This window comes from Pseudomonas mucoides (genome assembly GCF_015461845.1).
In the GTDB taxonomy this organism is placed as follows: Bacteria; Pseudomonadota; Gammaproteobacteria; order Pseudomonadales; family Pseudomonadaceae; genus Aquipseudomonas; species Aquipseudomonas mucoides.
The window spans coordinates 236,488-261,119 of the sequence record NZ_JACOPW010000010.1; the positions used below are offsets into that span (position 1 = coordinate 236,488).

Below are 24,632 nucleotides of genomic sequence, written 5' to 3' on the forward strand. Positions count from 1 at the left end.
AACCCAAACCTCAATCTCGAATTTGGTTGGGGTGTTTCGGGTTGCTGGCTAAATTTGCCCGGTTATTCTCCTCTAAGACCTTCAGCATCGCCTGAAGCGCTTGTCTCTCCGTGCGGGAACTCGTTACCGCCGGCCTCAAGCGAACCGTCATAAATAGCCATTGCTGGACTGTGGCTCAATCAATATGCGGGCTTGGTGCCCAGCCTAAAGGAATGCCAATGTTAGTATCGATGATCGGAGCTCTCGCTCAACCTGTTGCCTTGGCCATGTCTCTGTATTCCAGCGCCGAGTCGCTCACTACGGTGATGCTGCACCAGGAGGCCCCTGTTGCAAAGGTAGCCACAGTAAAGGCTGTTGCAGCTACCAAGGAAGAGCTTTCTGAAATTACTGCCCCGGGCATCCAGCTCAGCCAATACCTGACACCAGCTGGCAAAGCCTCAATGTGTGCTGCATTGGCCCAGACACTGGGAACTAAGAGCACGTCGGCAGCTATGAATCAGGCCATGCGTGACTGTTACCCCGAAGCCTCCAACACCAAGGGTGTTGAGAGCACTATCTCAACGAAGGCCCTCTGACAGGCCACCTAAATGTCCATTGGCGCATGGGTCTTCACTTTTCAGGCTCATGTCGCCTCTCACTCGATCTAGTCAGATATGCGAGCCATCAATTATTGAATTTAGTCCTAGCCCTGCTGGATAGCACCCCCTCCAGCTTACGGAGGGTCCTGACTTCGTTTTTCTGCGGTAACTAGCGGCCCATGTAAACTGGCTGTTCACAGCAGCTAGGTTTTCGGCATGCCCACCTTTCCCGTCCACACCAATGGGCCTTCCAAGGACTACGTCCTTTCGGCCTATAGTCTCCTACTTGAATCCGCTTCAGTGCTAAGGCTCGCTGCGCCGTATTTCAATCGATCTGATGAGATTATCAAGGCCGCGCGCCGCGGTGCGACCGTACAGCTTCTAGTTGGCCTCAACTCGGCAACTCATCCAGGCGAACTGGCGAAGGTTGTCGCCGAACCCAACTGTACGGTGCATTACTTCACAGATGGCTTCCACTCAAAGGTTTTCATTGGAGATGACAATCAGGCAATGCTTGGATCAGCGAATCTCACTCAGGGAGGACTGGTCCAAAACCGCGAAGCAACGATCACGCTGGATCAGCCCCACGACGAGGCTCGCATAGCTGCGCTGCTACTGCATTTCGCCGAGCTTTGGGATGATGCAGCCATATTGACGCCGGCAGAGCTCAGCAAGTTTCGAATTATCTGGGAATCGGCAAAGAAGTTGCCCTCTGCAGACGCCCTGTTCGACAAGGGCCTGGCCCCCGTCACGCCTACCAACGTTTTGGTAGGTAGTGAAAAGAAATCACCACAGCGCCTATTCCTGGCTGACATGCAAAAGCTCATTTACAGCCAGTACATGCCCGCGTTTCGTGAGGTTGCCTCATTCTTGGAGAGTGGTGGGTATCGTCGACCTGAGCTCGCTAGTTTGGATATTTCGGCTGAAACCAACAGGTTCCTAAACTGGTGTCGCCTTACTCTGATTCTCGATGATGAAACCTGGAAGGAAGCGCCGGAGCTGGACCCGGCGGCGCGGCTTACAAAATTGGCGTCGATCTCTCAAGCGTGGGTAGATACGAGGGATCCCCGTATTGAGTCCGGCTACGTAAGTTCACAAAACCTTCTGCACCAGGTGTTTGGATCACCTGAGGCTATAGGTCAAAGCAGTCAGGAGCTGCTTACAGAGGGACTGCTGCAGGTGCATGCCTTCTCGGAGTTACTACGGTTTACCCGCGGGGGCTTGGCTCAGCTACCTGTGGTCTTTTGGAAGGACAACGGCGGCGACGTCACCCGGGTGAAAGCAAGCCTTACACATCTCCTATATGGGAAGGACGACTTTGCCGTCAGGATCTGTGACTTGCTGTGGTCTGAGAACTACAGACTGTCCAAAATTGGGAAGTTCTGCTCATTGGAGCTTGTCGGGATGGTCAAGCCTCACGAGGCGCCTCCAATCAACAGCAGGATGGCCAAGTCCCTGAAATTTCTAGGGCACAACGTCCGGGTTTAGGCCAGACCAACCACTCGACGCTCGACCGCTCCCAAAGCGAGCCATCCGGACTATCCCTGTCAGCATATGTCCGACTCACTGAATCGGGCAGTGTCAGCTTGGCATCGGCCACTGAGTCAATTCGGGGGCAGCGCCAGTGACTGAGTGAGGATTGAGCCGCCACGCTGCGCCGGGTGTGACTGCAAACTCCGGCTGCGGAGGTTCCAATCATGGGACTGCGCTCCGGCGCTTATGTCCTGCACATCAACGCTGTGAAAGTTGCTTAGCCGAGCAACCGAGACTTGGGCCTGGCAGGACGCGAAACAAAACACGTTACCAGCCCTCTTTTCGCTGATGTCAGGCTGCCATGCTTAAATCGTTGCCGTAATACAGCCGACAGGTAAACACACGACGACCACTACACAGATTCCCGTCGCGCCGATATGCGAAAGACCTAAAAAACGTGGTTCTGCGCCCATTTTCGGTTAATATTTTCTGAGTGATCTGGGCATATTTTAAGAAAATTCTGGCTCTGTTAAAAAAATCTAGCCAAAGACAGGGGGAATAATGGGAAATATGGTGGGTTACGCCCATTTGATCAATGAGATGAGGCTGAAGGCTATCGGGGTAAAGAACCCAGCACTCGTTCAACCCGTCACCCGCATTGAGCGGATCAACGGCGCGCTTGCAGTACCGCAGGCGGTTGCGCCGGAGGCTGGGGATTTTCTCGCCCACATCATCTTTGCGCTCAAACATGAGGGCGTCAACCTCTCTATTTTGGCGCAGGCTCTGCCTCGCATTGAAGCTCGAATCCTTGTCGAGGCCATAACCCAATCTCCCAGCAGCGGCTATCTGCGCAAAGTCTGCTTCCTCTGGGAAGCCTATTCCGACTTATTACTGGACTACACGGACAAGCCTCGGGGCCCTGGCGTCCTGCTGTTTGATCCAGAGCGGTACATCACGGGCCCATCGGTGCGAAACAACCGCTGGCGCGTGGACTTCAATGGTCTTGGGACGCTCCAATATTGCGCGACGGTAGAACGCACGCCTGAGGTTCAGGCCCTGCTTGAATACGACATTCTCGGCCGTTCGAAAGAGTTCATTGCCTCCTTGCCTAAGGAAATGATGGATCGCGCCATAAACTGGGCGTACCTGAGCGAAACAGATTCTTCATTTGCGATTGAAAAGGAAGCACCAAGCCAGCAGAAGTCAGAGCGTTTTGTTCAATTACTGCGCCAGGCACATGACCGCCAGCCGCTTACCGAAGACTACTTGGTTTCTTTGCAAAACAATGCGATTTCCCAACCGCTCGAATGGGCGGTGGCCTTCCGGCATGAACAAAACCACCTGACCAACTCCTTTCGAGGAGCGGCGGGGGTCACCTATATCCCCCCCCCTCCAGATCTTTGCCGGGAGCTGATGTTCGAACTCATGGCCTTCGCAAACCGTGCACCCTTGGAGCTTGACCCGCTGGTGGCCGCCGGCATTGCCTCATTCGGGTTCGTCTTCTTGCACCCCTTCATGGATGGGAATGGGCGACTGTCGCGCTTCTTGATACACCAGGCATTGTGCTGCAGTGGTGCGCTGGAGAACGGCTTGTTACTTCCTGTCTCCGTGGCCATGAAACGAGAGGAGCAACGCTATCTAGAAGCTCTGCAGAGCTTCTCAAAACCTGCACGGCAATTCTGGGACGTTCGTTGGATCGATGCCGACAACATGTCGCTTAACTTCACCGGCGACCCAAGCCTATATCGCTACTGGGATGCGACTGAGTGTGTGGCCTTCACGCTGGAAATGGCCAAGCGGGCATTGGAAGTCGAACTTAGGGAAGAAACTGAGTATTTGCAACGATACGACACCTTGCTCAAGGTGGTTAATGACAACTATGACGTGCGCGGCAACCTCTTGAGTAAGCTGATTATGCAGTGCTTAGACCAGAACGGGGTCGTATCAAAGGGTCGGCGCAAGCAATACAACGGGTATATCCAAGAGGAGGTTTTCGACTTCCTGGAAGGTCACGCCCAGGCCCTTCTGGCAGAAGCCTACACAGAGCCCGACGACGAATAGTTCAGCCCAAACCTTAACCCAGGGTACATAGCATTCTCGGCCCCCTGAACCACGCCTTGCCGTGTGACCTACTAAATAAAGTCTGTCGGAAACCGGTGTTGAGGCACCCAATGCATCGCGCCATTCAACGCACCTAAGGCTCTGATTTATAGGGTAAGCGGCGGATTTCAGCGACAGCATTCAAATGCTCTGCGACAGACTTTATTTCGTGGCTACACCTGGCGACAGTGCCACCCAAAGCGTTACCACTAAATAAATAACATCATAGCAAAGCGGCCCTATTTTCCTATGGCACCCCTCGAACTACCTGTTACATCTCCTGTGAAACGCTCTTCCTTTAAAAGCGTCCTACCCGGCCGGCCCAGGTGCACGCCGCACAGGAAAAGCTGGGGGAGAAGCAGAAAGAAAAGGGCCTGGCGACAGCCAGGCAAAGGAAAGAAAGGAAAAGCGGTTAATCAGAATGGTGGGTAGGTTCAGGCCCAGCAAATCTGGGGGAATTAGGGTTTTGGAGATGTTAGGAGGTGCGCCAGATGAAGCAGATCTCCCCCTGCTATGATGTTTCGTTTTAGGTCGGTTTTGGCATAAAACCCGAGAAAATTGGTTATATGGAGATATTCGGTTTGGAGGTGCACTGGCGGTTCAGACCCGTTGTGAGCCTCCCGCCAGGCGAATTGAAACGGCCTTGGCCATCAGCCAGGACTGCTTACATTTTCTGTATCTTTCGATTTTTGTAAGGTGGCTGGCCATCCGGCAGGACTAAACAATAAAGGTTGTCACAAACAGTGTGCACCCCGCTCTGTTCGGACAACTAACTGTCCTCAACCACCCGGCAAGTGTAGGTTTGGCCTAGTCAGAGGGGGTGTTGTGACAACCTTTATTCTTTCTAGTCGTGCGGAAAAGTGGCTGGTCAGCCAGCAGGGCGAAACAATAAAGGTTGTCACAACCAGGGCACCCCGCTCTGCTCGGACGGCTAACTGCCGTCAAGCAGCAGGACAGCCTATGTTTGCCCAGTCAAAGGAGGTGTTGTGACAGCCTTTATTCTTTGTAATCGTGCGGAAAAACAGGTGGGCTGATGTCAGAGCCACTCCTGGTGGGCCAGCTTACAAGGGGGACACACGTTTCGCCGGGGCATCGTCGATAACCTCTCCCTTTCAGCCCGCCGTGGAAGGTTAATGTTGTGACGTCCTTGGTCATGATTTGTATGCTCCACGTTCAGTTATCCAGCCTGGCAGGCACTGACGAAGGTCCATATGTTTTTAGGTTGGCGACAAGGACATTGATCCTGGCCAACGCTGCTGATTGTTCAGTTGCAGGTGCATTCAGGGCTTGTGCTTTGACCTCGGCAACTAGCAGTGCAATTGGCTTGTTCGGCTGTTCGGTGGACATGAGACGTTCCTATTGGTACGGCCGCACTAACATAACGGCACCTGGCGTTCTGCCCACCTGGGCGATGTGACACGGCCGCTGACCGGTTGGACGTGGAGCGTCATGATGAATGAGGCTGTCAGCCTAGCTTGTCTGAGTGTATGAACGCATTGCCGTAGTTAACGTCCTCGTACGGGGCAGCCATTGCAATGCCCGAAGCGCGCGTCATGTCGCAGTACATCGCCAGTAACCGCAGCGTCGTTTTTCTCATTGTCGAATGGCTGCGGTATAGGGTGTCTGGATTGATTCTGAGGCCGTAATCAGAGAGCCGGCATTGCACGAAATCAGTGAGAGTGTGCCGATTGTCATAGGCACTGAAGACCGCAGGGACCTTGAGATCCGAAAGCCTCACCGTTCCGGGGTTGTTGGGGTATTGATTCCTAGCGGCATGGGCATACTCGACCATCAGTTGTTCATGAACCATGCCCGCCCCCAAAATGCCCAACCAGCTGCCCAGGGTCCCGGTGTGCATCCGAAAACGCACCTTCCGCTTGCTCCATTCGGCGAAGAACCCCTGAACCTGCAATGGATCTTCAAGATCCCGCCAGCAGATCAGAGGGATGCCACTCAGGCTTTTCTTGTTGAGTGCTTCATTGAAATGCCTTTGAATATCCAAAAGGCGATCGACCGTTTCTTCTGTCAGGCTGAGATTCCGCATACGGAGGTATACGGCGCTACCCTCATCCTTGCTAATCATCATGTTGAAGGCGTGGACAATCATCTGGTAATCGGCGAGCAAGGCTATGCGTGTAATGAAGGAATCGCTGAATTCATCCGTGATTCGATCCGGATTGTTCTTGGTTACCGGCAAAACTCCAGAAACGATCAGCCAACAGTAAACACCTAATGGCGCGTCTTTGAACTCACTGACAAAGCATCGTGTGAGCAGATCTCGCCTGACTAGAGGCGAGTAGCCAGCGAACTCCCCTATCAATACCTCAGCTATCTCCAATGCAGGATTGGCCAAAACCCCAGTGCTTTTTTCCGTAACCACAGTCATGTAGGCCATCTGGTAGTCATTCCAGAAGTTGTCGACTGCTTCAATCTGCTCAGAGGAAAGATTTGGTGGCGGAGGTACATTCGGATTTACCTGCATCAACTCCTCGGTGGTGTTGGCCAGGCTCACCTCAAGGATGAAAAACACCAAATGCTTTATGACTTCAGCCTCTCGGCCCGAATGCCGGCACTCGACCATTTGCGTGACCCGCTCAACAATCCTTCGGAGCTGCGAGCGTTCTTCGGCATCCATGCCTACGTGAACGACCAAATCGTTGAAGAAGACCAAATCAAGAAAATCCAGACCTGCCCTATGTGCCTTGGTCATGCGCGGCATGTGCCCTACCCTTTTTTGTCTGCCTCTGAGACACCAACCGCTACACCCGCGCCAGCCGCAGCACCTAATACTGCTCCGGTCGAAGCCACTACAGTGGCGCCTACCGCCATTCCACCACCGCCTGCGGCGAGAGCCCCTCCTCCAACAGCCGCCAGTGAGGCGTTTGTCAACGCAACGCCTGTGAGTGAGCTAATCGCTGTCCCTGATGCCGTTGCGCCCAACAACCCTGCAGATCCGGCGGCTGCGGCGAGTGGACCTGCAAAAGCCAGCGCTGTACCACCAGTGGCCAGCGTACCAAGGCATACCAATGCGGCTTTGCCAGGGTTTTCGACCACGATGTCGACCGCAGATACTGCTAGATCACCTACAGTGCCAACCGCGCTGCCAACCAAATCAAAAAGCGAGTCAAAAAAAGACATGTTGAACTCCAGGTTACGCTCGAAAGACATTTCCGAACGGCTTGGAGGCAATTCTGTTCTGACGACATGAGGCTGACTATTGCGAAAAATGTAGTACCTTTTCCTACACTAGCACAGCGCAGAAACCAGCACGTCCAAGATCAATCAGCTAGGCCACCCGAAATAACGGGGCATTCGTGTTACTGAAATCCCGAGTGAGCGGTTGGCTATGTGCGCCAGATAAGGACGTTAGAATGTCCCGTAATACACACTGACGAGGACACCAGGACTATGCTCGAAATCAACCCATCTTCAGAGACCAAGCAACGCGTCGATGACCTCTATTCCGCCGCCTGTAAACACGGCACAACCTATGAGGCCGTCGTCCACTCTACGTTCTGCGATTCGATGCTGGATGAGTTTTCCGATCAGGAGTCTGACAAGCCCGCTTTCGCTTATGCGCGTGAGACCTATGGATATCAAACCCAAGAGGAGCTCCGGGCGACTCAAGCAGAAGACTGGGATAACGGAGTTTGCTCGCACGGCTTGGATTCTATGACCTGTCCCGCCGGGTGCTTTGAGCAAGACTGATCCTCGATGGCGGTACACGAATAACCGAAATAGACAGGACTTAAGGCAACCATGGAACTCAACCCCTATCGCAAGCGATTTGAGGCCGCATCTGCGGCTCTACTGGTAGCCAAAAAGAATGTCGAAGAGCAGCACACTCTCCTCGGGTGGCTCCACTGTTTTAACGAAGTGGAGGCCAAGGCGTCACTTGAACTAGCGCGAGCGCGAGTGGGGACAATTCAGAAAGAGTTGAACTCAACTCGTATGGGTAGCCCCTACCTTGCGACCTGGGCGCCACTATCTGTAAGTGAAATCATAAAGCTGCGCCTGTTTGGCACAATACCCCATCCAAAATGTGAGTCGAAGCCGAAGGTAGACACTGAGCGTGAGGCTAAGATTGCCAAACTCGAGTCTGAGCTCAAAATTCAGATCGGCGCCGTCGAGAAAATCTACTACCAGATCCAGTTCCATAAAACCTTGGACTGGCTAGAGGCAGATGCCGAAATCGCCACCTATAACCGCCAAGTCGCAGACCTTGAACCCGACGTCGCTAAACTCGATGCGGATGTCAGACGGTTTGACGAGCACCTGGTGGATCCGCTGCGTGAAATGAAAAAGCTAACCGGTGAGTTGGCCTTGGCTATCGAGGCTCGGGCGTCTGCGGCTGAATTTGACCTTCGGTTCAAAGCTGCACCGGACGCAATTAGCCGGCGGGTCGTACAGCAACAATGCTTCAACCTGTTTGGGCTCGAAGACACGGATAAAGCTGTCCGTATCAAAACCGGTCAGGTGGAGTCTCTGCAGCGCAATCTTGCAAAGGTTGAGACACGAATTGCTGAGTTGCAAAAGCGTGAAAGCAGGGGCATTACCCGCCTTGTCATCGATGGCACAAACCTCTGCTATCGGGGCAGGAACCCGAATCGCAAATTCATCGGTGTGGTTGCACTCACTCACCTGGTTCCGACCCTTCAGCAACTGTGGCCTGGCGTCGAGATCATAATCTGCTTCGATCCGGGGACTTTGAAGAACTCGGCGAAACTTTGGCCAGATGGTGAAAAGCATTTCCATCACTCAGTTCAGATCCACGAGATCGCACCAGGACACAAAGCAGATGAGAGCATCATCGAACTCGCAAGTGGTGAGACTGAGTACATCTTAAGCAATGATACGTTCCGAGACTTTCAGAATCGTCCTCCTGTCAAAAAAGGCCGCGTATTCAAGGCTGACATCACGACAAACGACATTCTGGTAGTGGAGCTCGCGGCACACGCTAGATTCGGCTCTTCCCAGAGTGTGCCATTCAACGCCATTCCTCTTAAAAGCCCTGAAGCGTCAGCATGATCGTGAAGTTTGCCGGTCAGTTGAATGCCCTGGCCAGCAACTGCGGCAGTATCACCCCGCCCTTCCCTACCAACGAGATTTCATTCTCACTGGACACAGCTACCCGGTCTGGGTTGATGTGAATCACTACGGCGCCGGAGCTTAGCGCCTGCTTTGGCAGCGCGGCCGCTGGATAGACCGCTCCGGATGTTCCGATCGACAAAAGCACATCGCACTCAGCAACAGCCGCAACTGCTGCCTCCCATACGTCCAGGGGCAGCGATTCACCAAACCAAACGACCCCCGGCCGGCACAACCCTCCACACTCAGGGCAAACCGGCGGTTCAATACGGCTTCCATAACCAAGGTTATAGCCATCAACATCAGGGACATCCATAGGGATTGCGCACTCGAAGCACCGCGGACTGCTCAGACTCCCATGCAGGTGAAGCACGTTCTCTGAGGAGGCCCGCTCGTGAAGAGAATCAACGTTTTGAGTAACGATGGTGATTTTTGAAACAAGACGACCCAGCTGGGCGACCGCTGCATGACCCGGATTGGGCAGCACGCTTTGCGCCTGGGCCCTTCTCCATTCATACCAACCCCAAACAAGTGACGGGTCTGCCTTAAAGGCTTGTGCTGTGGCCAGGCGCTGAGCATCGAATCGCTCCCACAGTCCGGTCAGTGCATCACGGAATGTGGCAATGCCGCTTTCAGAAGAAGCCCCAGCGCCAGTGAAGACCACGATCTTGTTGGCGCATTTGAGGTATGCAGCGGAAGTCTCTAAAAGCTGATTCATTGGCTTGTGCTCAACATTACGTTGGCCTAGCGGACCATGGACGGACTGATGGAATCAAGCGTGAGGTAACGACGCAGGAGAAACTTGAGGGCTTTAGAGATGACTACAGCTGGCCGCCCGCTTCAGGTCTTAGGCTTGAAAAGAGAGCAATAGCCTTCGGGTTTTTCTGCCGCACGGCGTACTCAAGGGCAACATACGCGGGTTCGCTGCGACCTTGGCTGAAGAGCAGCTGGGCCAGGTCGAATGCCGCATTAGCGTCTCCCTCCGCGTACTTCATGGTCAACTTCTGCTCCTGCAGGCTTGGCTTGCGAAGATCAGCTTTGGCCATACCCTTTTCTGGAGTTGGTTCGATGTGCTCAGTAGGCTTTTGTATCGATCCCGGTACCGGCCGGGGGGTGTGCGGTTGCTTTGGGATGGGCCTAGATAGCGTACGATGTGGATCAGGTTCCGGATGTACAAATGCCGCCTTTGGTATGGCCACCACCGGGGGTTGCATGGTGGCCAGGTCCATGTAGATCACTCTCTCCCGTGATAACGGGTGAGGAGTGTCGATCGGTACCCACCTGCTGGCTATCCCGTGATCGATCTTGTACCACTGCTGGGTTAGAGACTTCTCAATCACAGGAACATTTGGGTTCGCAGGGGAGCTGGAGCATCCAGTCAAAGCCAGGCCCAAGGCAAAAACGTAAAACACATTCATCTTTAATCTTCCAGATTGAAGAGAGCAGCGCCAGCGGAGGTAGACGGACACAGCTCCTCAACAAATGTCCGTCCTACTCCCCGGCTCTTGCCAGACTCAAGATCGAAGCCTTGAGCCGGACCGCCCACACTGTCGTTGAATGTCAGCCCTTCTGGTTGCGCTTGAGGGCATCAGTCAGTTGGGTTGGAAGGCTCTTGATCATCAGGGTGCCGGCAGTTTCGTCATATTCGATCTTCGAACCCAAAAGATGAGCTTCAAAACTGATCGAAAGCCCTTCTGCTCGCCCAGTGAATTTGCGGAATTGGTTGAGGGTGCGCTTGTCGGCCGGGATCTCCGGCGACAGACCGTAGTCTTTGTTACGGATGTGGTCGTAGAAGGCTTGCGGCCGATCCTCATCGATCAGCGACGACAGCTCTTCCAGGCTGACTGCCGCGCCTTGCTTCGTCTGGTTGACAGCGTATTCAACGAGGGTACTGACCTTCTCGCGGGCCGATTCCTCAGGGAGGTCTTCACTCTCCACAAAGTCGCTGAATGCCTTTAGCAGAGTCCGTGTTTCACCCGGACCGTCGACACCCTCCATGCAGCCGATGAAATCGCGGAAATATTCCGAAATCCTCTTACCGTTCTTGCCCTTGATGAACGAGATGTACTGCTTCGACTGCTTGTTGTTTTGCCACTCGGAGATGTTGATGCGTGCGGCCAGGTGGAGCTGGCCAACATCGAGGTGTCGCGAGGGTGTGACATCCAGTGTGTCAGTAACTGTGACGCCTTCGCTGTGATGCAACAGCGCAATGCTGAGGTAGTCGGTCATGCCCTGCACATAATGAGCAATGAGAACGTGCCCGCCGGTGGAGAGATTTGACTCTTCCATCAGCTTGGTCAAATGTTCGATCGACACATTCGAGAATTCGAGGAAAGTAGTTTCCTGCTTCAAATATTTGCTGAGCCAGCCACTGAATGGGTGAGCGCCTGATTCTGGATGAAACAAGCCCCAGGCCTTTCCCTGCTTGGCGTTGTAGGCGTCATTCAGATCTGCCATCAGGGTTTCAGTCGTCTGAGACTCTGCCGGCAGTTCGTGGTCAGCAAAAAGGATGACCGCGGGATTGCCGTCGGGTTTTTTGTCGATATGGTGAATGACAATCTGCTTTATAGGCATGGTGGCGCGTCCTGTACTTGGCTGTTCTGGCGTATGAGTTCCGCCAGATCTAGGCCCCGCAATATGCGAGGGCATAATTGATGAGGTTAAGCAGGGATCAAGGCCCGGCGAGCTGCACGAGCAAAGTCAGCAAGATCGGCATGCTGAATCCACTCCTCAATCATCAGTGCAGCGTTGGGAGTCGTTCTTTGAGCCACCAGCAGGCCAGCTTCAGCTGCGTGAATACGCTGAAGCGGATCAAGCTCATAGCCAGTAGCGGCCTCGATCAAGCTGAGCAGCTCGTATGGCTCCTTGGAGAAACTGGCAAACGGATTGATCACAGCACTTGGCTGGTCACTGCTGAATTGCAAGAGAGTGCCCATCACAAGGGGCTGAGGCTCTAGGTTGATCATGGTATTTGGTCGACTCTCGGTCTCTGGCGTCTAATGGCCATCATAACTTGTGATTCGCCAAGGCCCAGCCAGATGCCCCCTCTCAAATTCGTCGTGGCCTTTTGAGTGCTCAACCGCACAGGTTCAGAGTTACTCACGGCTTAGTCCGCTGGCGGCACAAGAGAGCCACGATCAGGAGAATCCCTGCGATTACGAGGATGATGCTGGGTAAAGGAACTCCAAGGATTTGAAAATCTGCAACCATACCCAGCAGAGGTATAAACCGCTGACCTGGGTCTGGGCGGTGCGCTGATAGGTAGGCGCCTACCACCGCAAACCAAACTGAAGCCATCAGGATGGCTGGTTGAAACAAGTTGATGATGAGGCCGGCAACGGCCCCAAGTACCACACCGAACAGAATGTAAGGTGCGAGGATGAGCAGGAATGCAAGTTCCAGGAGAGAGTACATGCAAGAGCCCCAGGTCAGTGCCTCGCTGACTTGGTTTGAGCAAGATCTAACGAGGCTGGTTGATGACCTGTTGCAACATAACGCCGCCAGCCCTTTTGACTAGGGGCGCCTTGACAGTCTAGCGATCGAGGCTTGACTCAATCCCCCATCGTATTAATCAACTGCATGAGGTTTACGGGCTTGGCGCGGGGCATTTCGTCACTGACATACAGATACTTGTGATCGAAGGCCTCCTTCCGGCGACTGCTCTCAAGCTCAATGGACGAGGAGATCCGATTGATACGCGCCTGCTGATTCTTAAGTGCGGCGACATAACCCTCATACTGCACAGCCACCTCATGGATAGAAGTCAGCAAGATCACGCCGTTGTACCACTGCCCCAGGGCAATTTGAGAAGGTACCATCCTCAAGAAACGGAAGCGCCCCCCCCCTTGAAACCCTGCCTGCAGCAGCACCACCGCACAGAAAATGTCCACGAGGCGAAGGGTTGCGGGGAAATGATCACCAAAGGCGCCTTGAGCGTGAACCGCAACGACGGCGTAAAGCACATCAGGGTGAAAACCGGCGAGTTCGGGAAACCAGCTCACCATCTTTTGCGACACGTCTTTAACCCGCTCGGTTTGATCACTGCCATCAAATAGCTCATAGATCAGGTCGCCAGCCAGCTGCTCAAGTACCACAGACGTGGTCGCTGCCTCCACCCTTGTGAGTAGTTCGCCCGATGTTGCTGCCTCGGTTAACTGAGCAACGGCTTTTTCATTCTTCCGGTTGATGATGCTTTCAGCGCGAACTTGGAGTTCGATCGATACGGGAGGCAGGAAAACCTTGTTCTCCAGATCCTTCGACCATGCAAACCTTTCACGATGGTCAATAGCCGGTGGCGCAACGTAATCGGGGAACAAGTCAGAAAGATCGGACTCGGCTAGCCATGGCTCAACTTCGTAATAGGTGTTCTGCAAAGACTGACGATCGGCGTGGCTAACGCGAATAGCCTTACCATCCAAGCCCCAAATTGTTAAGTTTCCGCGCCCCCCTCCACGCAGAATCTCTTGAGAACCGGCGAACAGATTTGGCACAAGATCCAGCTCATGCGGATTGGCTGCAGGTTGGTTCAGCGGGTCAGTGACAGCCCCCGGGGAACGAGCGCCAGGCTTAAGCTGATACACAAGGTCATTACCTTTCGGCACACTCAAAGAGTTATGCCCCTGCGACGACCCCCCCTGTACATATGTACCAGTCAGGGTCATGGCAAGACCTTCTGCGACTTCAATATCGGTCAGAAACAACCGAGGCAAGAAGCTACCGTGTGCTTTGTGGCGGATACCACGACCGATGCACACTCCAGATTCTACATACAGCCAGACTGCCTCATGATCTGGGACCGTGAGCCCGTCCTGGATGAGTTGCGAGAGTGGAATCCAGCATTGGGGAATGAGGGTCTCGCGAAGGTAGGTGTCGATGGCATCATCGGAGCCAGCATCAAACAAGCCATTTGGATTGATGATCGCTTCTTTGAAGCGCGAAGAGAGAATGGCGTCGTAGAGCACAGTGAACGTGCCCCAGTGGAAAGCTGCGACTTTATGCTTAACGCACAGCTCAAAGCTCGGGGCCCCGTTACGGAAGAATCGCAGCTGCTCATCATGCCACTTGGGCGTCGACACACCTATGTCCTGCGCCAAGTGCGAACTTGCTGCAACCCCGCGAGCCTTCAGCCTAGCAGAGCGCAAAGCTTCAACAGTGAACTGGTCGATACTAAGCCCATACAATCGAGCCCGGCCTGCGCGCAGCCATGCTTCAACAAAGGGAATGTTCGCGACCTTTACCAATCCATCCGCTGCGACAAGCCGAATATCGAACCGGGTGATCGGGGCCGCCGGCGCAGGAATCACGTCTTCAGCAGCTTTAATCACTTCATGAAAGTCGTTGTAGCCGAAAACCTTGGCAACCAGCTCACGCATGCGGTCAGGGTTCTTATGATCAATGAGATCAAGCCCGCGGAACAGACGTTTCGCGATGCCTTTGAATTCTTGGATATCGGTTTTCTGAAATGGGATACGGGTCATCACAATCGCCTTGAAGGTTACGCCTGGCCAATGCCTAGACGTGAAGGTATGCGCGATGAACGATGGTTGCTGGCTGACCTGTGGTGTGCGCAAAACCGACTTCAGGGTGTGACGTGTATCAGTAACTCGTTGCACAGCTGATGAAGCTCTTTATCCCGAGGTAACACGTACCAAGCCACGCCAGCGGCCCATTTCGAGACCCGGAAATCATAGGGCATCAGAAAACAGCTTGGCAAGATGATTTTTGGTTGAGTGCTTTTTGCTGGCTTCGTGAAGGTGGCTGAACCAAGTCGGACCTATATGAAAATTTTCGCCCTGCTGGCCATAAAAAACCGACGGCATTATATCGGCTTGCCTACCTTGGGAGCTCGCGGAAAAAATCATTTTTTGCACCGAAATGAGGCGATCTGCTTACTATTTTCGCGGCAGACGGCCACTTGAATTTTGCGCCTTGGTTTTGGGTTGTATCCCTCAACAGCTGTGAAATGATTCGATCCGGAGTGTCATTTATAACAGCTTGAGGTTGTCATGTACCCAACCCGTCAGTCAGGTTTTTCACTTTTAGAACTGGCCGTTAGCATCGCGATTATGGCAATGATGGCTGCTGCTACCGTGCCTTCGTTTATGGAAAACATAAACGAAAAGCGAGCGGACCTGACTGCGCAAGAGACTCAGACCATCCTTGATGCGGCTCGCACCTATCGAGGGGAAAAAGGCTCCTGGCCAGGGGCAAGTCTCTGCGCTAACGCAATCACGGTACTAAAAGGAACCACGCCCCCTTATCTCGCTGGTGTATCAACCGTAAACAAGTACAACTCTCCCATAACGACCTCATGCACAGCCAACACCTTCAGCGTTGACCAGAACACCATCGCGGATTGGGACGGTGTCGTAGCTAATAATCTGCCCGGGACAACGGTCGTCTCATCAAGCACTCACCTCATCCGCAGCACAGTCGGTGTTCCAGGGAGTGAAGCGGCACTAAGCGAAAAGCTCTCTCGAACAGCCCAAGCCAATGCTGAGTTGAACCGGATGCGAACCACATTGTTGATGGGCAACAACAACATCACAGAGGTCAACAACGTCGATACGGTCTCTGTGACTGCTAGTGGGGGGATATCGGCCCAGACGATGAATTCATCGGGTCGAACGACAGTTGGTGACCTCGCCATCTCCGGCACTAACACCGAATCCGCCGCGTGCTCCCCGAATGGCCTAGTGAGCAGATCTGCAGCCGGCACACCGCTCTATTGCACCAGTGGCAAATGGGTCAAGCAGGTTGCATACAACCCGGGCAATGTCAGCGCTGGACAGGGATGCGGCGACTTTGCCAAGGGATCAATTGCATTCGACTCTTCAGGAAAGATGTTCGTCTGCAAGTGAGTGGATTAGTCCCTCAACGGACCAGGCGTGCAATCAAAGCGAAGCTCCGCACTGACATCAGTTCTAACAGCGGAGTTTAACTCCTCCGTCTTTGGCAATTCGTGCACAGCAGTATTCCATCGAAAGCCGTACCTCAATTACCCAGTGGCGCTGATCATGACCGACCCGTTACCGATAGAAAGCTGCCTATTGGGCAGTCAATTACAAGCCACTTTGCGTCAAATCCAACGTAGTGAACATAGGTCAAAGGTATCTCGGCGTTCGCTGCAAAAAAGGATGCGCTCCCTAAGAGGCAGTATTACTGCCGCCGTGGCTCTTTTTGCTGCTGCAATTGTGCCATGGTCACAAGCATCTACCTGGGCTCCGATCCGGACAACGTCTGGCCCGTCAGGCTGGGAGTCCGTGGTATGTGACAACGCTACCAATGGATGGCGTTCTTGCGAAATGGGCCTGAAAGTTGAACTCGTAGCCAACCCAGCTTCTATTGCAGCTACAGGAGAGGTCACCACCATTACTGCCACTGTCACTGACTATTTCGGCGGCAACGTAGGAGCAGGTACCAACCTAGCGTGGAGCACAACGAGTGGCACTCTCGGAGCTTCTCAAACGGCGACAGATGTAAATGGTCAGACAAGCGTAACTCTGCGCTCATCGAACGTTATTGGCGGTGCAACAGTCACTGCGGCAACCGTAACCAATGAGGGGCAAGGTTCATTGTATGTCCCATTCACAGATGCTTGGGCGGCGATAGCTCCCATCTACACGGGATGGGCCAACTATGACAGCCCTTACAGCTGCTCGGGCTGGACACCGGATCCAAGCACTGTTCCAGCAGGCAGCGCTTTTACGCAGTCACAAAATTGCTATCAAAATCAGATTGCTTATCGACAGGATCGACAGCAGAGCCTAGTAACCGGTCAGATCGTGAACGTTGGGGGGCCAGTACCAGCGTACCAAACAATCCTCATAACGCAGCAGCAGGCAGCAATCGGCACGCAGGCGCCTGCGACGCCGCCCCCTCCCGCAGCAGCGACTTGCGAATGGGTCGGGCAGAAGAACAATAACGATATGTACAGCCGTAAGGGATGGACGTATCTCACCAATAACAATACCTGGCTGCTTTACGATGTAGGGCCCACCGGTGTCGGGGCAAGTGCGGGTAAGAACTGGCGTGGTCCCGTCGACTACAACGGCTATAGGTACACCGTAGGAGCCAAGGCAGGAACGATGACTGCGGGTCGAAACTTTGAGTACGACCTTTATCAAATGTGCAAGGCTCCCTTATAAACTTGCACCGACTGGAGCGGGCAGAAAACCTCCGCTCACTCCGTGTGACTCGAACGATGGGTCATTTCACCTAACGTCATAGCCCACGTAGCCCAATTGATCTGCAAGGCCCTGCGTCTATAAGCCAAGTCTGCGGCGCAGCCATGGCGCTCGCTTGTCTGAAATCCCCTGGTCGGAATTGACTGAAACAAGGGGCCGGGATCTATACTGTGCATCCATACAGCATCGTGATTTCATTCCGTGATCATTACTAGCCTGCGCCAACTCACAGCTTCCGAAGTCCCTGGCCTGATTTGTGTTCTGTCAGGCAGGTTCTCCGGTGGGTTCCCGAGCCCTGCCGCGGACCACTACGAGCCGCCTATTTCCCTTGACGAGCTTGTTGATCTGCGAGCACCCCATGTATGGCTTGGGGAGGCAGAGGGTGTGTCGATGCTGCCGTGCGGCATTGTTTCTGGCAGCCGGTTGATAATTGATAGAGCTAGGACACCAAAAATTGGCGATGTCGTGGTTGCTTATATATGCAATCAGCCTGTAGTGAAGCGGCTGGACAAATCTCAAAATGGATCGTGGGTTCTGAGTTCTGACAATCCAGAATACCCACCAATTGAAGGTTCCGAGGAGATAGAGGTTTTTGGAGTTGTAACATGGAGCCTGACCCATCATGCGTCATGACAAACCTACCTACGCGCTTATTGATTGCAACAGTTCCGGGGCTTTACTAACAGTTAGATACGATTTTTTCTAGAGAATACAATCGGTTAGGCTAGGTAATTTTTTTCACGTTTTTTGTTTTTGAGGTGGTCGTCGCACGTTAATCGGGCTCTGCCCATCCGCTATCCATGTGGCTCCAAAGATCAGGCATGGAGGGGCATGGCAGGACTCCACGCGGCAATCGAGTTTCTGGCTGGGTATTACACAGACTTGCCCGCCCGTTTGCATCCGACCTGACCAGTCCTTTGGGCCGGATTCGACCAGCACGCTTCTTGATCATGACCGGCAGAAGACGACCCATAGCGGACAACCTTGTCACTTTCAATTTCTATTCTTAGAGAGAGGCAATCAGTGCATCCATGTGCTTCTGATCGGTTTGCGTGATAGCTTCTATGAGATCCTTTACGGCATACTCAACATCAAAGATCAGTTCATTGTTCCCAACCAATCTATCGATAGTGTTGGCATGGCTAAAGTAGTGGAAGACCTTAAGGATGCGCTTGGATTTCTCAACACCAAATAATGCTTCAGCTCGTTGATCTACCGTCTCCTTCATGATTCCAGGTAATCTTGAGTAGGTATAAAGCTCAATGAATCTCCGTATTGCATTGGGCAAGAGCATTAAAACGGTATGATCTGTCTTGTCTGGGGCCTGGTGGAAGCGGTAAATCACTTCAAAGAGGAAATGATACTCCGATTGATAACGGGCCAATGATGTAGGCATGTCGCAAAATGTTGATTCCTTCTCGCTTATCCGCTTAATGAGGAACAGTCTAGCCCCTTGCTTGGAGGCTTCTGGCTTAATTTCGCGTAGCAGGTTAAAGAATTCGAAATTGTGAGTCGAAATGAAAATCTGCTTGCAGGTAGTTAACCATGGGGAGTTTTCGTTTTCTTGCTTGAAAAATAATGATCGGATCGCGGCTGTGATTTGAAAGATATGATTGGCATCAAGGCTTGAAATTGGGTCGTCGATATATACGACAGTCTGCTTGAACTCCTCAGGCTTCAACTCTTGAAGCTTAGTGAGGAAGTAGGAGAAGGCAATGGCGGTGCGCTCCCCATCACTAAGATTCTTGGCGACCTTGCCATTCTTGCGGAAGAGCCTGAACTGCTCTTGGTTCGTCGTCGGATCTTTGATAACCAATATCTGGATAGCTTCACTGCCCAGCATGGATACCAGTCGTTCATTGATCTTCTCTCGGCCAAGCTGGGCTTGACTGATGAGGGCCTGAAGTTTCTCGACTTCCCCTTGAAGGCGTGTGGCGTACGTGTGCAGCCGATCACGACGTTTGACTATCCGTGCTTTTTTACGTTCGTATCCGGCATTCTCTTGAGAGTCGATGAACTGCTGAACGTAGTGGTACCTCACGTGCTTAATGGCCTCTGCCTTAGCAGTGGTGAAGTTGTCAGCTAGCTTATTGTTTTCATCGATTACGGTATTGATGACCTTGATCGCATCGACAATGACACTGGCCAGTCCTTCGGCCAAAGGGGTTGGTTCCAGCTGTTTGCGTGGGGCATCAACCTTGCGTTGGACGTCATCCGCAAGGGTCTTTACTGCCAGATTGAACGCTTCAATGGCCTTAGGTAAAGGCGCGGCAGCGACCTTATAGCTGTCTCGGAACTGTGGGTTGAACTCAGCTTCCTTGGGCAGCGTGAGCTTGATCTCAGCGGATTTTACACGCTGCAAAAGGTTTTCGACTTTCTGCTTGTGCTCCTTGAGATCTTTGGAAAAGTGGGCTCGAAATGTGGCAAGCCTATCCTCGGTGACAGTGTTTCCGCAGAACTCGCAAGTGCCTTCTTGTTGGTGGATGTGTAGGCCTGACTCAACCCAGCGCTCGATCTCCGGATGGTCTTCAAGATGCTTGAGCATGTTGGTGAAAGTTGGGATAGCAGCAAGAATTGTTACTGCATCTTGGTGAATATTTTCAATCGATGGAGAGGCGTCGACCCTGTCGACGGTGCTTGGCTTCTTGTTGTCAGGAGTTAAGGCAAGTTCAATACTTTCCGAAAGATCCTTCTCGTCCAGAAGTTGGGAGTCGAGGACGCCCACGACCGGTATGTCATTTCCTAGCTGGGTTGCAGTATAGGGATCAATCTTAAGAAGCTGACGAAGGTTTTTGGCCGCATCCGTTTTGGCATTGGAAACTGTCTGGGTGATAGTGTTAAATTGAGAATCAAGCTTCTTCCTCGTTCCCTCGGATTTTTTGATTCGACCCGAGATGTAACCAATCTGATTTTGGGCCTCTTCGGATTCTTTGCCGAGAAGAAGAATTGGCTTAAAGCTATTGCCTTCAAAATGCAAATTGTCTCGAATGAAGTCTGAATTAAAAACGCGAACTATCAAGTTGGATTGCTCGAAGTTCTTGTCTGTGATCGGCTGCTCATCGGTCTCGAAGCTGAATTCACATCCAGCTAGATCGGGGTTCGGCTTCTTTGCTTCGAGTTGTGCGAATAGCCTCGAAAGCGTCGTTTTTCCCGAGTAATTCCACCCAAAGATCAAGTTTTTTATCCCGAACTCTTGGGTATCTATCGGCTTAGTGTAGTTGTTGTAAATGCCCAGATTTTTTATCTTCGAGATTCCTTTTATCACTATCACACTCCATAGTGCTCTTGATGTTGGCTATGTCAGACTCGACCATTCTGTTTTGGTGTTTTGTCAAAACTAGTGCAGCGCAGGACGTATCGGTGAGTATCTCGTTCGTCAGGGAGGTTAGCATTGAAACCCAATGAATGAGACGAAACAAATGACCGCTCCTGGCCGTTCTCTGTCGGTCATGGCCACTAAGCGTGCTGGTCAAATCCGATGCAATCGGTGGTCAGGTCGAATGCAAAGGTGGTCACGTGAAATGCAATTTCGCATCTGGCGGCTCGGAACAAAAATTACAGGCCGTTTGATCTGTGGGTCACGTTTTGTGGGAGGGCAGGGCTACTATTTTAAGGTCACCGCTTCTTGCTTTTAGGGCTCGCAGTTCTGCCATCAGAACTTCATTAATCGACGCGAGGTCAGCGGTTTTCAGGCGTAGCTCTTCTAGTTCTTGGCGGAGCAGTTTATTTTTCTCGCGTTCCGCTATGAGATCCTGATGCTTTACGTCGCGTTGGGCACGACTGGAGCGGCCCTGAGCCTCGCGGATTGCCTCGGCCACATTCGGGTAGTGGTTATGGATCAACGCCGTTGAGACGCCCGCCTCACGAGCTACTGCGGCAATAGTGACTTTGGTCTCACCTGTATGGGCTCGGCCACGTTGAATGCGAGCTAACGCAAGACGTAGATCTCGCTCTCGACTGTCGGATGTCTTGCGTGTTGTTTTCATTCGTCAGCGGTCTCAGGTTCAAATTCAAGCTGTTCCAGTACATTCCGACAACGATCCAAATCACGCAGAACGCGCTGTCGACCACCTTCGCCGATGTCTTTACAGTCCAACAATCCTTTTAGGTTGTTGAAGAGACCTTGGTAGACCCCAGCGTGCTGGACACCAATCACAGAGCTGTCGCAGCCGCCACAGCGCGTTCTTTCCATTGTATTGCCGACGCAACCGTCATCATCAGCAGTACACCAGGAGTGGCCATTACTTCGGATCGAGGTGCTCTCGGCAATCGACTTAACCATCGAGGCATGGCTTTTGAAAATGGCGAGATTTTTGGGGTCTCTTTGCCATTGCTTGATTGATCTTCCGTAACCGCCCCCTAGAGATGAAGTGCCCAACCAGCCACTAACCACACCAGACTTGATGTCTTCGAGTTCGAACTGGATATCTTCAAAAAGCTCGATATCGAGGTGCTGACCCCACTCCTGATCCATGGCGTAACCTAAGGTCATATCCATCGACCAATGAGCGAAGTGTTCTCGGAGGTAGCGCAGGTCACCGAATTGGCTATGCGCAGCGTAGTTGGCAAATTTTCGCCGGAATTGATGGCTTGCGAGATTCCAACTGAGGCCACAACTCCTTGCGAAGGCTTTCAGGTTCTTGTTCCAGGTTGAGCCCGAGAGGGTTCTGACTAGGTTGTTTTTCGTGGCACTGACGCCAAGAAAAAGCGCATGCCGATGCTTGTGTGCTTCGGTGATTTGAGGGTCAGTCGGATTGATGCTGTGGCGCCGAGTGATTTCGTCAGCAATCATCGCCTGGTAGGGAGCGGCCCAACGCTCCATTAGGCGCACCGCCGATACTGTACTTTCAGGAATCATCCAATCATGGATACCTGCGTCGGTTTTTTCCGACGTTGATCGCAGCCAGTGGTAGACCGTGCCTTCATCGTCCTCAGTGCTGTGGTGAGCTCCGATCATGACGTTTGCTAACTCATGGTTTCGGCAGCCGGAAGTGCTGGCTATGACAATGTAAGATGCCGTTCTGAGGCTCTGGATCGCTTGATTGAACTCTCCAAGCCCTCCGGCCCAGCCAAGCGCAACCAGTCGACGATTTTTCGCCTCTTGAATGTTTCTGGTTACTTGTCCATTCCGCTCAGCAGAGACGCGTTCTAGATCATCTTGGATGTCGAGCAAAGCATTACCACGCCGAACCTGCTCATGTGCCTTCTCGAATAGAGTGCAAAATACATCGTCGGGTAGTAATGGGGTCTTGCCAGCCTCTTCACCCCGCGATCGGCGCCCTGACATCGCGCTCGCCGAGGTATCAGGCCAAGGGTTTCTAGGTATTGGATCGTGGGTGTATTGGCTCAGCTCGTAGAGGGCCTCCACAGCCATAAAGCGCCGTTCAAGCGCGCTGACAGATAAGGGTTTTCCCTTACTACGCCGTGTCTGGCGGATAGCCCTGCACTCAGAAACGTAATTTGCACAGACCATGGGTGTTATCGCACCGAAATGATCGATCTTGAATGTGCTTACATGCCGCAAAAACGGCAGGCTGTTTTCGAAAACGTTGCGCAGTGTGCTGGCAGATGGGCGTTTTTGTCCGGCGCGGCCACGACGTAAATACCGATACATGACGGACTTCATCACCGGAATAAATTCAATAGGGACGCGACTGAAGTCTATCTCCCGCACACCGTCTGGCACATTGCTGGTGAATCCCTCTAATCGCCAAGTCATGTCACGATATCGACTAAGGATGACCCACTCGCGTCCTACCCTAGTGGCACTAATGATGAGCGCTTCACGTTCGTTCACAGCGAGCTTGCGAACATCCCCTGGCTGCTGTCCCAATTCGCTCCACTGTAGTGCATCAGTATTAAGCGCACTCACGAGAAAATCTCCAGGCTATCCAGGACATCCACTGACCAAAAGGGATGCGGACTGACGCGAGCTTGCTCGCGGGCTGCCTCCACAGCTTCTGGTTTGAACGCTCCTCGCCGCAGGCCTTCGGCGATAACATAGTCGTCTATCAATCTAGGAATGTGGGCGTATTGCTGGCTCCAACGCCGTTTACCCATCCGTACACGCTCCGCAAATACTCGGAAATAGAAACTGAATAGTCGGTGCAAATCCTCACCTGTAATCGCGTAGTGTTTGCAACGCAGGCAGTTGAGAAATGAAAAGCACGCGATACCTTGGCGTTTTGGCGCGTATTGACCATTTACCGGGTCTTCGCACTGGCCCATTGGAGTTTTTTGGTATGTAGCGCCTATCGTCCGACTAAGTAGTTCTTGCACCAGGATCTCTCCCATGAAGCGCCAGTTGCGCCTTGCTTCAGTGCTCGGTGCTAGATAATTTCTCTCGGCCACCTGAGGCGTATTTCCTAGCGCGATTGACGTCGTCGTCAAATCGCCATCTAACAGTTCAAATATTCGATTGGCAAATGTCTTGCGCAAGCGTGAGATATTGATGCGAAGCGGCTTACCATCTGTGTCTACAAGCTTGTAGTCGGTTACCAGCTTTCTGGTCGCTAGCTTCAGCGCCCCGTCTGTCAATTCGATGATGCCGCCACGGCCTGGCCCTCGTTGTACGCGATAGAGCCATACAAGATCTTTGATGCTATCAGGCGCTTCTGGCCGTAGCGGTTCACTAAGGATCAGGACTCGGCGGATCAGGCGCTCAATATTGGTTCTGATGGTCGGAGTAGATTCAAGGAGGCGCTCGTCCGCGCTTTCTGTTCGTAGAGCAACCTTGTTTGTGGTGTGTCCACGGCGCTTCCACAAAACCAAAAATACACTTCCGTCTTTGGGATGCGCTCGCAGGCAGTCGCGCCCCATTTCTAGAAGAGGGGTGGAGTTGCGCCCTGTATGCAGTGCGATGGTCAACAGTACGTAGGCCAAAAGCTCACCACTTAGGACGGCATCATCTTTCCATATCGGTGCAACTGCTTGTTTCAATGCCGAGGCAAACGCTTGCCTTTGGCGCTTGGGTAGTGGCGTTTCTCCTTTGTGTTTACCACTACTAGGGAAGGGGTTTCTTGGAAAGGTCGCATCGTCCCCTGACGTGATCAGAGAAATTATCCCTCTGCTACCTAGCGCTGAATCGCCCCTGGTTTCGTAGACACCTCCAAGCCTCATAATGAGGCCCAAATAGGAGGTGCCATGAGTCGTCAGCGTTACCCCGAAGAATTCAAGATCGAAGCGGTCAAGCAAGTGACCGAGAAAG

19 protein-coding genes and 1 pseudogene are annotated in these 24,632 nt (G+C 52.8%); 8 read left to right on the top strand and 12 right to left on the bottom strand.

Annotated elements, in window-relative coordinates:
* The first annotated feature begins 218 nt into the window (after positions 1 to 218).
* From H8F22_RS29820 to H8F22_RS29830, 3 genes are all read left to right on the top strand, one after another.
* Positions 219 to 575 (top strand): hypothetical protein, encoded by a 357-nt coding sequence (locus H8F22_RS29820; protein ID WP_078465733.1) that lies wholly within the window; start codon positions 219 to 221, stop codon positions 573 to 575.
* A 219-nt stretch (positions 576 to 794) separates the two neighbouring features.
* Positions 795 to 2,066, top strand: coding sequence for a phospholipase D-like domain-containing protein (locus H8F22_RS29825; RefSeq protein WP_078465732.1), 1,272 nt, complete (start codon positions 795 to 797; stop codon positions 2,064 to 2,066).
* Positions 2,067 to 2,612: 546 nt separating this feature from the next.
* Positions 2,613 to 4,112 carry a Fic family protein gene (locus tag H8F22_RS29830; protein WP_078465731.1) on the top strand — a complete coding sequence of 500 codons (1,500 nt, stop codon included), beginning with the start codon at positions 2,613 to 2,615 and terminating at the stop codon, positions 4,110 to 4,112.
* A gap of 1,212 nt (positions 4,113 to 5,324) precedes the next feature.
* On the opposite strand, the gene H8F22_RS29835 is transcribed toward H8F22_RS29830, so the two are convergent.
* Together H8F22_RS29835 and H8F22_RS29840 are read right to left on the bottom strand one after the other, a co-directional pair.
* The gene (locus H8F22_RS29835) at positions 5,325 to 5,498 is read right to left on the bottom strand and encodes a hypothetical protein (protein ID WP_161952138.1); all 174 of its coding nucleotides are present in this window, start codon (positions 5,496 to 5,498) and stop codon (positions 5,325 to 5,327) included.
* 118 nt (positions 5,499 to 5,616) lie between these two features.
* Positions 5,617 to 6,870, bottom strand: a complete 1,254-nt coding sequence (locus H8F22_RS29840) for a hypothetical protein (RefSeq protein WP_078465730.1) — start codon at positions 6,868 to 6,870, stop codon at positions 5,617 to 5,619.
* Between the two features lie 689 nt (positions 6,871 to 7,559).
* Between H8F22_RS29840 and H8F22_RS29845 the strand changes: the two genes are divergently transcribed.
* Positions 7,560 to 7,859 carry a hypothetical protein gene (locus tag H8F22_RS29845; RefSeq protein ID WP_078465728.1) on the top strand — a complete coding sequence of 100 codons (300 nt, stop codon included), beginning with the start codon at positions 7,560 to 7,562 and terminating at the stop codon, positions 7,857 to 7,859.
* A gap of 51 nt (positions 7,860 to 7,910) precedes the next feature.
* Positions 7,911 to 9,179: a hypothetical protein gene (locus H8F22_RS29850; protein ID WP_078465727.1), complete on the top strand. Its 1,269-nt coding sequence runs from the start codon at positions 7,911 to 7,913 to the stop codon at positions 9,177 to 9,179.
* 16 nt (positions 9,180 to 9,195) lie between these two features.
* Here the strand turns inward: H8F22_RS29850 and H8F22_RS29855 are convergent, their stop codons facing one another.
* From H8F22_RS29855 to H8F22_RS29880, 6 genes are all read right to left on the bottom strand, one after another.
* Positions 9,196 to 9,957 (bottom strand): SIR2 family NAD-dependent protein deacylase, encoded by a 762-nt coding sequence (locus H8F22_RS29855; protein WP_078465726.1) that lies wholly within the window; start codon positions 9,955 to 9,957, stop codon positions 9,196 to 9,198.
* Positions 9,958 to 10,060: 103 nt separating this feature from the next.
* The gene (locus H8F22_RS29860; protein ID WP_169904219.1) at positions 10,061 to 10,285 is read right to left on the bottom strand and encodes a hypothetical protein; all 225 of its coding nucleotides are present in this window, start codon (positions 10,283 to 10,285) and stop codon (positions 10,061 to 10,063) included.
* Positions 10,286 to 10,799: 514 nt separating this feature from the next.
* Positions 10,800 to 11,813 (bottom strand): nucleoid-associated protein YejK, encoded by a 1,014-nt coding sequence (gene yejK / locus H8F22_RS29865; RefSeq protein ID WP_078468049.1) that lies wholly within the window; start codon positions 11,811 to 11,813, stop codon positions 10,800 to 10,802.
* 86 nt (positions 11,814 to 11,899) lie between these two features.
* A complete protein-coding gene (locus H8F22_RS29870; protein WP_078468048.1) occupies positions 11,900 to 12,205 on the bottom strand; it encodes a hypothetical protein in 306 nt (101 codons plus the stop codon).
* Positions 12,206 to 12,338: 133 nt separating this feature from the next.
* Positions 12,339 to 12,653, bottom strand: a complete 315-nt coding sequence (locus H8F22_RS29875) for a hypothetical protein (protein WP_078468047.1) — start codon at positions 12,651 to 12,653, stop codon at positions 12,339 to 12,341.
* A 137-nt stretch (positions 12,654 to 12,790) separates the two neighbouring features.
* Positions 12,791 to 14,716 (bottom strand): hypothetical protein, encoded by a 1,926-nt coding sequence (locus H8F22_RS29880; RefSeq protein WP_078468046.1) that lies wholly within the window; start codon positions 14,714 to 14,716, stop codon positions 12,791 to 12,793.
* A gap of 528 nt (positions 14,717 to 15,244) precedes the next feature.
* On the opposite strand from H8F22_RS29880, the gene H8F22_RS29885 reads away from it, so the two are divergent.
* The 3 genes from H8F22_RS29885 to H8F22_RS29895 all read left to right on the top strand — a co-directional run bounded on the left by H8F22_RS29885 (position 15,245) and on the right by H8F22_RS29895 (position 18,058).
* On the top strand, positions 15,245 to 16,099 hold the full coding sequence (locus H8F22_RS29885) for a type II secretion system protein (RefSeq protein ID WP_078468045.1): 855 nt from the start codon (positions 15,245 to 15,247) through the stop codon (positions 16,097 to 16,099).
* A 444-nt stretch (positions 16,100 to 16,543) separates the two neighbouring features.
* Positions 16,544 to 17,386 (top strand): Ig-like domain-containing protein, encoded by an 843-nt coding sequence (locus H8F22_RS29890; protein ID WP_153046044.1) that lies wholly within the window; start codon positions 16,544 to 16,546, stop codon positions 17,384 to 17,386.
* 240 nt (positions 17,387 to 17,626) lie between these two features.
* Complete coding sequence (locus H8F22_RS29895) at positions 17,627 to 18,058, top strand: LexA family protein (protein ID WP_078468043.1); 432 nt, start codon at positions 17,627 to 17,629, stop codon at positions 18,056 to 18,058.
* Between the two features lie 373 nt (positions 18,059 to 18,431).
* Here H8F22_RS29895 and H8F22_RS29900 read toward each other — a convergent pair whose 3' ends face one another.
* From H8F22_RS29900 to H8F22_RS29915, 4 genes and pseudogenes are all read right to left on the bottom strand, one after another.
* Positions 18,432 to 20,690, bottom strand: a complete 2,259-nt coding sequence (locus H8F22_RS29900; protein ID WP_043091378.1) for an AAA family ATPase — start codon at positions 20,688 to 20,690, stop codon at positions 18,432 to 18,434.
* A gap of 313 nt (positions 20,691 to 21,003) precedes the next feature.
* Positions 21,004 to 21,411, bottom strand: a complete 408-nt coding sequence (locus tag H8F22_RS29905; protein WP_054889573.1) for a TetR family transcriptional regulator — start codon at positions 21,409 to 21,411, stop codon at positions 21,004 to 21,006.
* A complete protein-coding gene (locus H8F22_RS29910; protein WP_054889574.1) occupies positions 21,408 to 23,297 on the bottom strand; it encodes a site-specific integrase in 1,890 nt (629 codons plus the stop codon). Before H8F22_RS29910 ends, H8F22_RS29905 begins: the two co-directional genes overlap by 4 nt.
* Positions 23,294 to 24,505: pseudogene (locus H8F22_RS29915) on the bottom strand (hypothetical protein); the annotation flags it as partial. The gene H8F22_RS29910 and the pseudogene H8F22_RS29915, both read right to left, overlap by 4 nt.
* Between the last annotated feature and the right edge of the window lie 127 nt (positions 24,506 to 24,632).